This is a genomic window from Amycolatopsis sp. cmx-11-12 (assembly GCF_046269425.1).
Taxonomy (GTDB): domain Bacteria; phylum Actinomycetota; class Actinomycetes; order Mycobacteriales; family Pseudonocardiaceae; genus Amycolatopsis.
Genome location: NZ_JADNQM010000012.1, coordinates 96,250 through 110,286 on the forward strand (window position 1 = coordinate 96,250; position 14,037 = coordinate 110,286).

Annotated in this window: 18 protein-coding genes; 7 read left to right on the top strand and 11 right to left on the bottom strand. The window is 68.9% G+C overall.

What is annotated here, in order from left to right; all coding sequences use genetic code 11:
* The first annotated feature begins 64 nt into the window (after positions 1-64).
* Positions 65-928: a glycosyltransferase family 2 protein gene (locus ACLARN_RS18730; protein ID WP_409492708.1), complete on the top strand. Its 864-nt coding sequence runs from the start codon at positions 65-67 to the stop codon at positions 926-928.
* Between the two features lie 58 nt (positions 929-986).
* Positions 987-2,027, top strand: coding sequence for a serine hydrolase domain-containing protein (locus ACLARN_RS18735; RefSeq protein WP_409492709.1), 1,041 nt, complete (start codon positions 987-989; stop codon positions 2,025-2,027).
* Positions 2,028-2,105: 78 nt separating this feature from the next.
* Here ACLARN_RS18735 and ACLARN_RS18740 read toward each other — a convergent pair whose 3' ends face one another.
* Complete coding sequence (locus ACLARN_RS18740) at positions 2,106-2,603, bottom strand: hypothetical protein (protein WP_409492710.1); 498 nt, start codon at positions 2,601-2,603, stop codon at positions 2,106-2,108.
* A 148-nt stretch (positions 2,604-2,751) separates the two neighbouring features.
* Positions 2,752-3,204, bottom strand: coding sequence for an adenylyltransferase/cytidyltransferase family protein (locus ACLARN_RS18745; RefSeq protein ID WP_409492711.1), 453 nt, complete (start codon positions 3,202-3,204; stop codon positions 2,752-2,754).
* A gap of 74 nt (positions 3,205-3,278) precedes the next feature.
* Here ACLARN_RS18745 and ACLARN_RS18750 point away from each other — a divergent pair, with 74 nt between their 5' ends.
* Complete coding sequence (locus ACLARN_RS18750; RefSeq protein WP_409492712.1) at positions 3,279-4,175, top strand: DNA-3-methyladenine glycosylase family protein; 897 nt, start codon at positions 3,279-3,281, stop codon at positions 4,173-4,175.
* A gap of 1 nt (position 4,176) precedes the next feature.
* Here the strand turns inward: ACLARN_RS18750 and ACLARN_RS18755 are convergent, their stop codons facing one another.
* The 7 genes from ACLARN_RS18755 to ACLARN_RS18785 form a co-directional block, all read right to left on the bottom strand.
* Positions 4,177-4,362 (bottom strand): hypothetical protein, encoded by a 186-nt coding sequence (locus ACLARN_RS18755; RefSeq protein ID WP_409492713.1) that lies wholly within the window; start codon positions 4,360-4,362, stop codon positions 4,177-4,179.
* A gap of 75 nt (positions 4,363-4,437) precedes the next feature.
* On the bottom strand, positions 4,438-4,788 hold the full coding sequence (locus ACLARN_RS18760; RefSeq protein ID WP_409492714.1) for a GntR family transcriptional regulator: 351 nt from the start codon (positions 4,786-4,788) through the stop codon (positions 4,438-4,440).
* A gap of 29 nt (positions 4,789-4,817) precedes the next feature.
* Complete coding sequence (locus ACLARN_RS18765; RefSeq protein WP_409492715.1) at positions 4,818-5,489, bottom strand: hypothetical protein; 672 nt, start codon at positions 5,487-5,489, stop codon at positions 4,818-4,820.
* 28 nt (positions 5,490-5,517) lie between these two features.
* Positions 5,518-6,063, bottom strand: a complete 546-nt coding sequence (locus ACLARN_RS18770; RefSeq protein WP_409492716.1) for an NUDIX hydrolase — start codon at positions 6,061-6,063, stop codon at positions 5,518-5,520.
* Positions 6,060-7,454: a coenzyme F420-0:L-glutamate ligase gene (locus ACLARN_RS18775; RefSeq protein ID WP_409492717.1), complete on the bottom strand. Its 1,395-nt coding sequence runs from the start codon at positions 7,452-7,454 to the stop codon at positions 6,060-6,062. The genes ACLARN_RS18770 and ACLARN_RS18775 overlap by 4 nt, the downstream gene beginning before the upstream one ends.
* Positions 7,390-8,388: a 2-phospho-L-lactate transferase gene (gene cofD, locus ACLARN_RS18780; RefSeq protein WP_409492718.1), complete on the bottom strand. Its 999-nt coding sequence runs from the start codon at positions 8,386-8,388 to the stop codon at positions 7,390-7,392. The genes ACLARN_RS18775 and cofD overlap by 65 nt, the downstream gene beginning before the upstream one ends.
* Positions 8,385-9,119 carry a GNAT family N-acetyltransferase gene (locus tag ACLARN_RS18785; RefSeq protein WP_409492817.1) on the bottom strand — a complete coding sequence of 245 codons (735 nt, stop codon included), beginning with the start codon at positions 9,117-9,119 and terminating at the stop codon, positions 8,385-8,387. The genes cofD and ACLARN_RS18785 overlap by 4 nt, the downstream gene beginning before the upstream one ends.
* Before the next feature lie 53 nt (positions 9,120-9,172).
* On the opposite strand from ACLARN_RS18785, the gene ACLARN_RS18790 reads away from it, so the two are divergent.
* The 3 genes from ACLARN_RS18790 (at position 9,173) to dapC (ending at position 10,883) form a co-directional block, all read left to right on the top strand.
* Positions 9,173-9,367 carry a hypothetical protein gene (locus ACLARN_RS18790; RefSeq protein WP_409492719.1) on the top strand — a complete coding sequence of 65 codons (195 nt, stop codon included), beginning with the start codon at positions 9,173-9,175 and terminating at the stop codon, positions 9,365-9,367.
* Between the two features lie 110 nt (positions 9,368-9,477).
* On the top strand, positions 9,478-9,798 hold the full coding sequence (fdxA, locus tag ACLARN_RS18795; RefSeq protein ID WP_409492720.1) for a ferredoxin: 321 nt from the start codon (positions 9,478-9,480) through the stop codon (positions 9,796-9,798).
* Positions 9,795-10,883 carry a succinyldiaminopimelate transaminase gene (gene dapC, locus ACLARN_RS18800; RefSeq protein ID WP_409492721.1) on the top strand — a complete coding sequence of 363 codons (1,089 nt, stop codon included), beginning with the start codon at positions 9,795-9,797 and terminating at the stop codon, positions 10,881-10,883. Before fdxA ends, dapC begins: the two co-directional genes overlap by 4 nt.
* 84 nt (positions 10,884-10,967) lie before the next feature.
* Here the strand turns inward: dapC and ACLARN_RS18805 are convergent, their stop codons facing one another.
* The gene (locus tag ACLARN_RS18805) at positions 10,968-11,576 is read right to left on the bottom strand and encodes a TetR/AcrR family transcriptional regulator (protein WP_409492722.1); all 609 of its coding nucleotides are present in this window, start codon (positions 11,574-11,576) and stop codon (positions 10,968-10,970) included.
* A 79-nt stretch (positions 11,577-11,655) separates the two neighbouring features.
* Here ACLARN_RS18805 and ACLARN_RS18810 point away from each other — a divergent pair, with 79 nt between their 5' ends.
* Positions 11,656-13,059 (top strand): FAD-dependent monooxygenase, encoded by a 1,404-nt coding sequence (locus ACLARN_RS18810; protein ID WP_409492723.1) that lies wholly within the window; start codon positions 11,656-11,658, stop codon positions 13,057-13,059.
* Here the strand turns inward: ACLARN_RS18810 and ACLARN_RS18815 are convergent.
* A complete protein-coding gene (locus ACLARN_RS18815) occupies positions 13,035-14,006 on the bottom strand; it encodes a CHAD domain-containing protein (protein ID WP_409492724.1) in 972 nt (323 codons plus the stop codon). The two genes, ACLARN_RS18810 and ACLARN_RS18815, sit on opposite strands and share 25 nt — an antisense overlap.
* Positions 14,007-14,037 lie beyond the last annotated feature (31 nt).

Sequence of the window (14,037 nt, forward strand, 5' to 3'; positions counted from 1 at the left end):
CTATCGCCGACTCCGCGGGGGTGGGGGCCGGAGTCGCGTTCGGTGACGGGTGGACAATGGCCGCGTGACTGAGCACCCCAGCTACGGCGACGGGCTCGCCGTCGTGACCGTGACGTACTTCCCCGGCGAAACCCTCGAGAAGTTCCTCGACACGCTCGAGAAGGCGACGGACCGGGACGTCCAGGTCGTCGTCGCCGACAACGACTCCACGGACGGCGCGCCCGAGAAGGCCGCCCTGCGGGACAACGTCAAGCTGGTCAGCATCGGCGAGAACGTCGGTTACGGCACGGCCGCCAACCGCGGTGTCGCGGCGCTGGACGACAGCTACGGCTGGATCGTCGTGGTGAACCCGGACCTCGAATGGGAACCCGGTTCGCTCGACGCGCTGCTGGAGGTCGCCGGGCGCTGGCCGCGCGGGGGCGCTTTCGGGCCGCTGATCCACGACCTCGACGGGACCGTCTACCCGTCGGCTCGCCTGCTGCCGTCGTTCGGCCGGGGGATCGGGCACGCGGCGTTCGGCAAGATCTGGCCGGGCAACCCGTGGACGCGCCAGTACCGCCAGGAGACCGGCACCCCCGTCGAGCGCACGGCGGGTTGGCTTTCCGGGTCCTGCCAGCTGTTCCGCCGTGAGGCTTTCGACTCGGTCGACGGATTCGACACGCGTTACTTCATGTACTTCGAGGACGTCGACCTCGGTGAGCGGCTGTCCCGCGCGGGCTGGCTGAACGTGTACGCGCCTTCGTCCAGTGTCATGCACATCGGCGGGCATTCGACTTCGCAGGCTTCGGAGAAGATGCTGCGCGCGCACCACGACAGCGCCTACCGCTACCTCTCGGACCGTCACCCCGGCCTCCTGTGGAAGCCGGTCATGCTCGCGGTGAAGGCCGGTCTCGCGCTGCGGCTCAAGCTGGAGACCCGCAAGAAGTAGCCGTTCCGGTCAACGGAACTCGCGCGACTCGCGAACCCGCCGTCGTTACCGTCGGTGCATGGATTTCGCCGAGCTGGACGCCTGGTTGACCGAACGTGCCGGGGAGGACCGCTTCTCCGGCGTGGTGCTGATCCGCCGCGGCGACGAGACGCTGTTCGAACGCGGATACGGCCTGGCCAGCCGGCGCTGGTCGGTGCCGAACGCGCCGGACATCCGGTACGACACCGCGTCGATCACCAAGGTCGTCACCGCGATCGCAGCACTGCAACTGGTCGAGAAGGGACGCCTCGACCTGGACCGCCCCATCGGCGAGATCATCGATCTCACCGGAACGGCGATCGCGACCGAGGCGACCACGCGGCACCTGCTCACGCACAGTTCCGGCATCGCCGACGACGCCGACGAAGAGGCGGGCGAGAGCTACGAGGCGCTGTGGGTCGACAAACCGGTGTACTCGGTCGTGAATACCCGCGACCATCTGCCCAATTTCGCTTACCGGGCACCGAATTTCGCGCCCGGCGAAGGCTGCCGGTACTGCAACTCGGGGTATGTCCTCGCCGGTCTGGTGATCGAGGCGGTCGTCGGCGGGCCTTATCGCGAACACGTCCAGGAGACCGTGCTCGACCGCGCGGGGATGACCGAGTCGGGTTTCTTCGACCGGCGCGATCCGCAGCCGAGGGTCGCCGAAGGCTGGGACGAGATCTTCGATGGCGAGCTGGTCACAGGCTGGAAGCAGAACATCTTCAGCTACCCGCCGATCGGTTCACCCGATGGGGGTGCGTACTGCACTGTCGGCGACCTCGTCCTGTTCCTGCGGGCGATCCGCGAAGAACGGCTCCTGTCTCCTGAGCGCACGAAGGAGTTCCTCACGCCGCAGGTGCTGCACAGCAAGGGCGTCTGGTACGGCTTCGGTCTCGAATTCGTCCTGGAGCAGGACGGTTCGGTGTGGAACTACTACAAGGACGGCGGCAACGCCGGTGTCTGCTCGCTCGCGCGGCACTATCCGGGCGAGGGACTGGACGTCGCGATGCTATCGAACCACACCTACGGGGGAGGCGCGGCGATCCAGGAGATCGATCGGGTGATCCGGGCTTCCTGAGGTGGTCCCAGTGTTATGAACGGTCCGTTCATAACAAAATTTGCAATGAACGGACCGTTCATAACACTCGCGTAGGGGCTAGATGCCGTCCAGACGTCGCGAAAGGTTCGAACGTCCCGAAGGGTTCTGCTTCACGGTCGGCACCAGGCCACCGACCTCGTTCTCGAGGGTGTCCGGCTCCGGCTGCTCGATCAGGGGGCTCTGCACCGGCGCGGCGGGCGGCCGCCGGGTGAGTGGGGTCGTCGCCTGCGGCAGAGGCCTGGTCGGCTGCATACCGGGACGGCGCGGGTACGGCTGCGGCTGTGTCGAGCCTTCGCCCCGCACCGGCGGCAGGTCCAGCCGGGTGGTCGGTTCGGGCCCCGCCAGCGGGTGATCGTTCTCCGCGATCAGCGAGGCCGGTAGCTGCGTGGTCGTGTCCGGGTCCGACGACCGGTCGATCTCGGCGACCACCGATCGGGGGATCTGCTGGGTGTTCGCGGAGTCCATCGGCGACGTCGCGTTGTCCGGTGTCACGACGAAGGCTCCACGCGCGCTGGCGCGTGCGAGCAAGGCGTCCGCCCGAGCACGGGGGTCCATCCCCTAGGCCTCCCGACTGACCTGGGGCCCTCTGGGTTCAGGGCCGACTGTGTGATGTCTAGGGTAGGCCCTAGGAGCGGCTGCCGTCAGCAGACCCGCAAACGTCTTCCGACAATTCTCGGCAGGCACCTGGCCGGCCTCAACGGACTCAGGCTTCCATGTCCGACAGGATCCGGGTGCTGGAGTCGGCCTTGTCCGTGCCGCCGATGCCGTAGAGCAACGCGATGTCGTTGCGGGCCCCCGCCTCGATCTCGTCGGCCGGAAGCTCGTCGACGCTGCGCCGGTCTCCGCCGTTGCAGAACTCGAGTTCCGTGTCCGGGTACGCCGCCCGGATCAGATCGAACGATTCGTTGATTCCCGGCCCCTGCTCGACGGCGATGTACACGTCGTCGACGATGCGCAGCGCGCGGACGATACGGGCCCGGATGTCCTCGGTCTGGATCACCCTGCCCTTTTTGAGCACTTGCTGGTGATCGTTGTTGACGATGACGATCAGGTAGCCGGACCGCGCTTGCGCGTCCTCGAACAGGTCGAGGTGGCCCTGGTGGAGCGGGTTGAAGTACCCGCTGACGATCGAGGCCTTCGCCGGTCGCTCGGTCATCGTCGGTGTCCTCCATCGGCTTACGGATCGGGTGGCTCGGACAACCCTAGCCGAGTGCCGGGTAGTTTCACCGTGTGCTGTTCCGACCCGCCTTCGAACTCGACCTGGACACGGTGCTGGGTCCGCTGAGTCGTGGGTCGCGGTCGCCCAACCTCGCCCGCACCGAGAGCGGGGTCACCTGGCTGGCCGCCAACACCGCGGACGGCGCCGGCACGCTCGCGCTGCTGCGGCGCGCGGACGGCGAGATCGAGGCGGAGGCCTGGGGGCCCGGCGCGGACAGGCTGCTCGACGGCGTCCCGGCAATGCTGGGCGCGCACGACGACGACTCCGAATTCGTGGCGCACCACGACGTCATCGCGTCGGCGCGGCGCCGGAATCCGGGACTGCGTCTCGGTTCGACCGGCCGGGTGTGGGACGCGCTGGTGCTCGCCGTGTTGGAACAGAAGGTGACCAGCGGTGAGGCGCTGCGGTCGTGGGGCGAACTGTGCCGCTGGTTCGGGGAAACCGCGCCGGGGCCGTCACCGGCACGGTTGCGGGTGCCGCCGACGCCCGTCGCCATCCGGTCCATTGTGGACTGGAAATGGCATCGCGCCGGGGTGGACCTGAAACGGCGGACGACGCTGATCGCCGCGGCCCGCGCCGCGCCTCGGCTGGAGAAAGCCGTCGAGCTGAAGGGCGTCGAGGGCCGGGCTTGGCTGCGGAAGGTGCCCGGCATCGGCGTGTGGACCGCCGCGGAGATCGCGCAGCGCGCCTGGGGTGACCCGGACGCGGTGAGCTTCGGCGACTACAACATCCCGTCGATGGTCGGGCACGCGCTCGTCGGCACGAAACTCGACGACGCCGGGATGTCCGAGGTGCTGGCGCCGTATTCGCCGCAGCGGCAGCGCGCGGTGCGCTACCTGTCGACGGCCGGGTTCCGCCGTCCGCGGTTCGGGCCGAAGATCGAACTGCGCGACTACCGCGCGATGTGACTCAGCTTCCCCAGCCCTGCGGCGGGTAGTTCTGCTGCTGGCTCGGGTACTGCGGCTGCTGCTGCGGGTACTGGTGGTAGGGGAGGGCGGGTGGCTGCTTGGTGTTCGACTTCACCAGGAAGAAGACGCCGACCCCGATCCCGGCCAAGATGAGGAAGCCGACCACGAGTATCAGAAGGAAGACCATGCCTTGAGGCTAACCGGACGCCCGTCGCCGCTGCTGCGGCGGCTTCGGCTTTGTCGTGCGTCTTGATCGAGAAGATCAGCCGAGGGCAGCGTCGACGATCGCCTTCGCCTCGTCGCGGTCGAGGCCCAGTTTCCTGGTCAGCGTGGCGTAGTCGGCAGCTGCTCGCCTCGCTCGTTCGCGGGTCTCGTCGCCGACGGCGCTGACGAAAGTGCCCGCGCGGCCTCGGGTCTCGATCAGTCCCGCTTCTTCGAGTTCGCGGTAGGCCTTCGCGACGGTGTTCGGGGCGATACCGAGATCCTCGGCCAGCTTCCGCACGGTCGGGAGTTTCGCCCCGACGGGCAGCGAGCCGTCGTTGATCCGCGCCGCGTAGGCGGTGCGCACCTGTTCGAAGGGTGGGACCGAGGAGTTCGGGTCGACCCTGACCATGCGGTTTCTCCCTGCTGGAAATGCCGTGGCTACTGGCGGGGCGGGACGACCTGGGTGGCGTCACCCGCGCTACCGGGCACGACCTGTGTCCGGTCGCCGCCACCCGCGGGCGAGACGACCTGGGTACGGTCGGCTCCGGTGTTCGCCTGCTGCTGCGGGGAGACGACCTGCGTGCGGTCCGCGCTGCCGTCGACCGGCGGACCGGCCTGCGGAGGAGGCGGCGGAAAACCGGGCTGCTGCATCGGAGGCTGGGACATCGGAGGCTGCGACATGGCGAACGGGTTGTGTCCCGGGGCGCCGGGCGGCGGCGCGAAACCCGCGGGCGGTGGCGCGAAGCCCGTGGGCGGTGGCGCGAAGCCCGCGGGCGGCGGCGCGAAACCCGCCGGAGCCGGGGCCGGAGGCGGCGGGAAGCCGGGCGCCTGGCCATAACCGGGGTGAGGCGGCGGGAAACCGGGCTGCTGCTGCCAGTTGCCCTGCGGGGCGGGCGGGAAGCCCGGAGCCGGGCCGCCACCGCCGAAGTTCGGGTTCTGCGGGAAGGTCATCGGCGGCTTCTTCGCCTGGTTGACCTTCACGATGATCACCACGATCACGATGATGACGATGATGATCGCCAGGATCAGCAGAAACCAGCCGAAGCCGTCACCGTCACCGCTGCTGTGGACCCGGACCCGGTCCAGGTATGGCGTCAGCGTCGTCAGCATCATTCCCCCTTGAACGTCAGCCGACACCCTAACGGCCGAGTGACGCCGGGATGGCCGCTTCCACCAGTTCGGCGAGATCTTCCGACCCCTGAGGGAGAGAATTCACCGGCCACCAGCGAAGATCGTCCGATTCGTCGCTTTGTACGGGCTGGGCGCCCCGGGGTGCGCGCACGACGAAACGCACGTCGAAATGCCTTGTCGGCACACCGAGCGAGCAGGTGATGGGGTGGACGTCGAGATGCACCGGAACCGGGTCGATCACCAGCTCCTCGATGCCCGATTCCTCCCGCGCCTCACGCAAAGCCGCGTCGGCGAGCGTCGCGTCACCCGGTTCGCAATGCCCGCCGAGCTGCAACCAGCGTCCGACTCGCGGATGCAGGGTGAGGAGGACGTTTTCCGCGTCGGCGTCCAGAAGTACGGCCGACGCGGTGATGTGCCCGGCCGCGCATTCGCGGCGGCAGACGTCGTCGCGGGCGGCGAGGAAGCCGAGATAGGCCTGGCGCAAGGATTCCTGAGCGGCGTCCACTGGTCGCCAACCGGACAAAGTGGACACAACGTCAGCGTGGAGGGTCACAGTTCGAGAAGTCCTTCTCCGGGTTCGCTCACGCCGCGAGCGGGCGGCAGGGTGGCGGGGTGTCCGATCGCGACCGCGCCGAGCGGCTCCCAGCGCGCGTCCAGGCCGAGCACCTCACGCACGATGTCCGCGGCGAAGATGGTCGACCCGATCCAGCACGAGCCGAGGTTTTCGGCGGCGAGCGCGACCAGCAGACCCTGCACCGCCGCGCCACCGGCGACGGTGAACATCGTGTGCTCGCAGGCATTCCGACGATCGTCGCGGTAGGTGTGCGCGCCCTCGGCGACGAGGAACGGCACCACGACCTCGGGAGCGTCGTACAGGATGTTGCCGCGGCTGAGGCGTTTCGCGACCTGCTCGGCGGTGAAGTCGTCGGCTTCGAGATCGGCCTGCCATGACGCCTTCATCGAGTCGAGTAGCTTGCGGCGCAAGCCTTCCTCTCGCAGCCACACGAACCGCACCGGCTTCGTGTGGTGCGGCGCGGGCGCGGTCAGCGCCGTCGAGACGGCCCGGCGCAGCACCTCGGGATCGACCGGCTCGTCGGTGAACGACCGGATCGAACGCCGCGCGAGCACCGCTTCCCGCCGTCCCTGCGCGATGGCTTCGTTGGTACCGAGCCGGAACAGGTCTTCTTCGATCGGCCGGATCAGCTTGCGGGCGGTGGAACCGTCGTCGGTCAGCCGAAGCCCGCGCACGACGGCGACGGGTGTCCCGCCGAGTTTGCCCTTGACCAGATCCGCCGCGGCGGCGAGTTCGTCGGCGATCGCCACCTCGGTGACCGCGAGTTCGTTGCCCTGGCTGTCGACCTCGCCCGCGTACGCGTGCAGCACCCGCAGCCCGGACGAGCCGATCGCGGCGTCGGTCTGCCCGACGCGCCACGCGCGGCCCATGGTGTCGGTGACCACGACCGCGACCTCGACGCCCATCCGCTCGCGCAGCCCGTTGCGCAGCGCGAGCGCGGAGGCGTCCGGATCCGTCGGCAGCAGCGCGACCTCACCGGAGGCCACGTTCGACGCGTCCACGCCGGACGCCGCCTGCACGATGCCGAGTTTGTTCTCGGTGATCACCGTCCGGTTGATCCGTGCGATCACGCGGACGGACTCGTCCTCGACGAGTTTGCGCCGGGCGGCGTCACGCTCTTCGGGATCGGCCGGAACTCGGATCAGCATGCCTTCGGCCTTGGAGACGATCTTGCTCGTCACGACCAGGACGTCGCCCGAACGCAGCCAGGGGACCGCCTTGACGATCGCGCCGGTCAGGTCGTCACCGGGGCGGAACTCCGGCAGTCCTTCGACCGGCAGGATCTCGATCTTCGAAGAGGCGTGGTCACTCAACAGAAACTCCGGCCAGCTCGAAGGCCGCGAGCGCCATCGCCGCGGTCTTGTCCACATCGGACATCAGCAGGGGAACGTCGCGGACGGCGACGCCCGGCACGTCGACGGTCTCACCCTCGGCGACCAGCCAGCCGTCGAGCACACCTTCCGTGGATTCCTTGCGGGAACCGTAATGCCGCCCGACGGCCCCGGCCGAGGTCTCCACGCCGATCGCGCTCAGGCACGCGTCGGCCATGCCGCGCAACGCCTTCCCGCCGATGATCGGCGAGATCCCGATGACCTTGGCACGCGTCTTCCGCAGCGCGTCACGGATCCCCGGGACGCCGAGGGTCGTGCCCACCGACACCACCGGGTTGGAGGGCGCGAACAGCACGATGTCGGCGGCCGCGATCGCTTCGAGCACGCCCGGCGCCGGCTTGGCCTCGTCCGCGCCGACGGCGATGATCGAATGCGCCTTCGGCTCGGCGCGATACCGCACCCACCACTCCTGGAAGTGGATCGCCTTGCGCTGGTCCGGATCTTCGGGATCGTCGATCACGACATGCGTTTCGACCCGGTCGTCCGACATCGGCAGCAGGCGCACGCCCGGCTGCCAGCGGTCGCACAGCGCCTCGGTGACCTGCGAGAGCGGATAGCCCGCGCGCAGCATCCGCGAACGGATCAGATGCGTCGCGATGTCCTTGTCGCCCAGGCCGAACCAGGTCGGCTCGGCGCCGTACTCGGCGAGTTCCTCCTTGACCGTCCAAGTCTCGCCCGAGTGCCCCCAGCCGCGTTCGGAGTCGATCCCCCCGCCGAGGGTGTACATGCAGGTGTCCAGGTCCGGGCAGATGCGCAGACCATGCATCCACACGTCGTCCCCGGTGTTCACCAGCGCGGTCACCTCGTGTGGTGAATCCGGCGCGGAACCGACCGCGGGCAGACCCAGTGCTTGCTTGAGCCCCAGCAGGAAGCGGGCCCCGCCCACTCCACCGACCAAAATGACGACCTTCACGACAGGCGATCCTCGCACGCGTCCGGACCGGGGGCCCAGTAGCGGTACCTGTGGTGCTCCGTACAGCCCAGGTTCTCGTACAGCTTCAGCGCGCCGGAGTTCGCCACCGCGACCTGAAGCAGCATGCCCGTCGCGCCCTGAGCGGCGCCCCAGGCACCCACCGCGTTCATCAGGTCACGCGCCAGCCCCCGCCGCCGGAACTCCGGCCGGACCGCCAAACGGGCGACGTGCAGCCACTCGCCGACGATCGCGCCGCGCACCGCCCCGGCCGTGACGCCGTCCAGCTCGACCACCCCGAAACCGACCTTGCCGGTGCCGAGGACATGCCGCGGCGCCTCCGCGGGCTCCGCTCCGCCCGCCGTCATCTCCCACCATCCGGGCGTCGGCTCGTCGAGGATCACCGCTCCCGCCGAGGTCCCGCGCGAGAGCGGCCCGGTCATCAGGCGCACCTCGTGCGCGGGACGGTGTTCCACATAGTGGACCCAGCCGCAGGCTTCGATGGCGTCCTCGATGGACGTGTTCTGGATCACCTGGACGACCGGCGGGATGGCATGATCGTGGGCGAAGTCACAGACCTGTTTCAAGGCGTCTGGCAGCGGTTTTCCCGGGTCACCGATCGCCAGGGCACTGTTCGCCCTGGCGGTGAACCCGTCCGCCCAGCGCAGCCTCCAGTCGCCGATCCGGCTCTCGAGCAGGGGCGTCCAGGCCTGGCTGCAGGTGAGCTCGAGCATTTCCGCACTGTTCACGGTTAGATTGTGCCAAGGAAGGCAGTGGGAGGAACCCGATGAGCATCGCGCGCAAGGACGACCGGCACAACGAGGACCTGGTCCGCGAGATCTCCGACGGCTTCAACCGGGCCCTGGGCTCGGAGAAGGCCGTCGAGGAGGCGGACGTCGAAAAGGCGAAACCCGCCGCGCCGAAGTTCGTCATCACGGGGGACAGCAGGGCCACTCCGCCGCCTCGCCGGAAGGATCGCTGACGGCCCATACCCGGGGTACGGATAAGGGTGGCCTAAGCGGGCCGGTCGCGCCTGTGGGCGCGTAATGTCCGTTGCAGACTGGTGAAGCAGAGATAAAGCAGGAGTGCGCAGTGACCTACGTGATCGCCGAGCCCTGCGTCGACTTGCTCGACAAGGCGTGTATCGACGAGTGCCCCGTGGATTGCATCTACGAGGGTGACCGCATGCTGTACATCCACCCGGACGAATGCGTCGACTGCGGTGCCTGCGAGCCGGTCTGCCCCGTCGAGGCGATCTACTACGAGGACGACGTCCCCGACGAGTGGAACGACTACACCAAGGCCAACGTCGACTTCTTCGACGAACTCGGCTCGCCCGGTGGCGCCTCGAAGGTCGGCAAGACCAGCCACGACCCCGCCTTCATCAAGGCTCTTCCCCCGCAGGGCGAATGAGCCGGGTCGCTCTTCCTGATTTTCCCTGGGACTCCCTCGTCGAAGCCAAGGCGAAGGCCCAGGCGTATCCCGGTGGCATCGTCGACCTGTCGATCGGCACGCCGGTGGATCCGGTCCCCGAGAGCATCCGCGCGGCGCTCGCGTCCGTGTCGGAGATCCCGGGGTACCCGACCACGCACGGGACGCCGGAGCTGAGGGCGGCCGCGATCGACGCGCTCGCGCGGCGTCACGGTGTCGAGGGAGTCCCTGAAGCGGCCGTGCTGCCGACGATCGGTTCGAAGGAACTGGTCGCCTCGCTGCCTCGTCAGCTGGGCTTCGGCCCTGGTGACCTCATCGTCATCCCCGAAGTGGCGTACCCGACCTACGAGGTCGGCGTGCTGCTGACGGGTGCTTCGCTGCTACGCGCGGACAGCACTTTCGCGGTCGGTCCGCAGCGGCCGTCGATGCTGTGGCTGAACTCGCCGTCCAACCCGACCGGGCGCGTGCTCGGTGTCGAGCACCTGCGCAAAGTCGTCGAATGGGCGCGGGAACGCGACGTCGTCGTGGTCTCCGACGAGTGTTATCTGGCGCTGGGCTGGGAAAGCGAGCCCGTGTCGATCCTGCACCCGTCCGTGCACGGCGGCTCGCTCGACGGTCTGCTGGCCGTCCACTCGCTGTCGAAGTCCGCGAACCTCGCGAGCTACCGGGCCGGGTTCGTCACCGGCGATCCGAAGCTCGTCGCCGGGCTGCTGGAGATCCGCAAGCACTCCGGGCTGATCATGCCGCGGCCGGTGCAGGAGGCCATGGTCGCCGCGCTGAAGGACGACGAAGCGCTTGCCGTGCAACGGGAGCGTTACGCGCGCCGTCGTCTGGTGCTGCGGAAGGCGTTGCTGGACAGCGGTTTTGAGATCTCGCACTCCGAGGCGGGGTTGTATCTGTGGTCCACGCGCGGGGAATCCGCGCTCGACACGGTCGACTGGCTGGCCGAGCGGGGCATCCTCGCCGCGCCGGGGACGTTCTATGGGCCGACGGGCGACAGGCACGTGCGGATCGCCCTTACGGCCACGGATGAGCGGATCGAGACCGCTGCGGAGCGACTCGCTTAGCTTGTGTTATGAACGGGACTTTCATTGCAAATTTTGCAATGAAAGTCCCGTTCATAACACGCGTGGAAGCGGTGACAGGGACTTTCAGCCCACGTCGCGACCCGTGAAGCCCCGGTAGACGAACCGCGTGAGCGCCTCGACGGCTTCCTCCTCGGAGGCGGATGCCGGGTCGAGCAGCCACGTGTGCGCGAAAGCGTTGACGAGTTCGACCATCATCGCGAGCGAAAGCCGTTCCGACGCGGGCAGTTTCATCCCCGCCGCGGTGATGTACCCGAGGTGGTCGAGGATGTCCGCCGCCTGATCGGCGCCGAACCGCGCGAAAGTGCGCGCGAAGTCGTCGTTGACCATCGCGGCCTGACGCAGCGCCAGCATCGTCGCGGCGTTGTCCCGATGGAAGTTCCAGTACTCGCGGACGTGCCAGCGCACCGCGTCCGGGTCGGTGAAGTCGGCTTTGTGTTCCGGCGAGGCCGCGTTGACGTCGCTCGCCGCCGCGAGGTCCGCGAGGAGCGCTTCGAGCAGCTCTTCCTTGCTCGCGAAGTGGTTGTAGAACGATCCCGCCGCGCGTCCGGCCTCCGCCGTGATGTCGGTGATCTTGGTGTTCAGATACCCCTTCGCCGCGAAGACGCGCTTCGCCGCGTCCTTGAGCGCGGCCTCGGTCTCCGCCGCCTTCTCCTTGCGACTCGTCGCCGTCATCGGCACCTCCTTGACACGGAAGGCTAGCAACGGTCATGCTGAATCCAGATTCACTGAATCATAATTCACTGGAGGAGAGATGACCGAAGTCTTGATCGCGGGAGCCGGGCCGACCGGGCTCACGCTGGCCATCGATCTCGCGCGCCGCGGTGTCGGCGTGCGGATCGTGGAGAAGGCCGAGACGTTCTTCGAGGGCTCGCGCGGCGACGGCATCCAGCCGCGCACGCTGGAGGTCTTCGAAGACCTCGGCGTACTGGACGCGGTGCTGGCGGCGGGTCAGGCGCCGGTGCCCCTGCGGATCCACCTTGGCGGCGAGGTCGTCGGCGAGCGGATGATGGCCGAACTCGTCGAGCCGACGCCGGCCGTGCCGTATCCGAACGGCTGGTTCCTCGGCCAGTCCCGGACCGAGGGGATCCTGCGCGATCGGCTCGCCGAGTTCGGTGTCCACGTCGAGCTCGGCACTCCGCTGATCGGCTTCGAACAGGACGCCGACGGGGTGACCGCCGAACTGCCCGGCGAGCGGGTCCGGGTCGACTACCTCGTCGGCGCGGACGGCGGGAAGAGTTTCGTGCGCAAGGCGCTCGGCATCGCCTTCGAGGGCACCACCGACGAAGCGATCCGCATGCTGCTGGGCGACGTCCAGGCCGACGGGCTCGATCGCGCGTACGGGCACTGGTTCGCGAAACCCGAGGATCCGATGTCGGGGATCGTGCTCACACCGCTGCCCGGCGTCCCGCACTTCCAGTTCGGCGCGCAGCTGGGGGAGGGCGAGGTCGAGGCGTCGCTGGACACGTTGCAGGCCCGGCTCGACGAGCTGTCCGGCGGCGGCGTCCGGCTGCACGATCTGGCGTGGTCCACGGTGTGGCGGCCGAACATCCGGCTCGCCGAGCGGTTCCGGGACGGCCGTGTGTTCCTCGCCGGCGACGCCGCGCACGCCCATCCGCCCACTGGCGGGCAGGGGCTCAACACCGGCGTGCAGGACGCGTACAACCTGGGCTGGAAGCTCGCCGACGGGGCACGCGAGCTGCTCGACAGCTACGAGCCGGAGCGGCGAGGGGTCGCCGCGCGGGTGCTGAAGATCAGCACCGAGCTGCTCGAGAAGTACACCGAGGGGGCGGACGACGCCCTTGAGCGCGGCGAGAACACCCGCCAGCTCGACATCGGGTACCGCGGTGGCCCGCTCGCGCCCGAGTCCTCCGGCCGGATCCGGCCTGGCGACCGCGCGCCGGACGCGCCGCTGGTGGACGCGAACGGCAAACCCGTCCGGCTGTTCGAGCTGCTGCGCGGTCCGCAGGCGACGGTGCTGGTCTTCGGCGACGGTCCCGCCCCCGAAGACGCGCGCCGGATCCTGCCCGCGGGCAGCGCACTGTCCGATGGGGACTTCGAGGACGTCGGCGGGCACGCCTTCGCCGCGTACGAGGCCGAGAACGGACGGCGAGTGTCGATCCGCCCGGACGGCTACATTCGCGGGCTCACTGCCTGAGCGGCCGCGTCGACCTCGGCCCAGACGTCGCGCCATACGGCACGGACCTCGGCGCGGCGCAGCAGTTCCTTCTCCGCGACCCGGCCCGCGATGAACGCGAGCTCGACATCGCTAGAGTTTAAGGCTTCGCGCATGCGATCAGCGGCGATACACGCGTCCTGGTGGTCGCCGAGAACGGTCTGAAGGTCCTTCGTCGCCTTGATCAGCCGCTGGATCCTCGCCGCCTGCTTCTTCTTCGCGGCTGGCTTGGCCATCTCGGCGGCGTAGCGCAGCTTCTTGCCGTAGATGCGAAGCGCGTGAAGGTCGTCATCCGGGGGATTGGAGGGAAGCGCCTTCACGGCCTTCGCGAGCTTTCGATGCGGCTTCGCGAGCCCGGCGACGAGATCGGCCGAGGTGAGCGGGGCCTCGGAGGTGGGCTCTTCGGCCGCGGGCTGCCGGGCGAGACGGCCGATGCCCTGCAACATCGAGGCGTACCGGGGGCTGGCGAGCGCGCGGGTGAGCCGCCGCTTCGCGACCCCGCGTTCGGTGACGAACATCGAGACCAGACGGCGTGCGGCGGGCTGGTCGCGCACCTCGAACTCGGCGACGACCTCGCGGAGATGCCCGATCAGGACGTCGAAGTCGCGGACGTCGCCGAGCGACTGGCCGAGCCATCCGAGTTCGGCGCGCACCGGTTCGGCGTCCGGGCCGACGAGGCGGCCCGACAGCTTGAGGACACTGCGCATCCGGCGCAAGGCTACCCGCATCTGGTGCAGGTCCTCGGGGTCGGCGCCGGATTTGGTGCCAGGTTCGTGCGCGAGGAGCGCGCGGATCTCGACGTCGAGTTTGACCCGGACGTGGGTGGCCGCCGGATCGTCCGGCCCGGCTTTCGCGGGACGGTCGCCGAGTCCGAGCGCGGCCGGAGTGGTCGAAGGGGCGTTCTTACGCGGCAGGGTCTCGGCTGTCACAAGATGAATTCTAGGTGAACCGGCAAGGTGG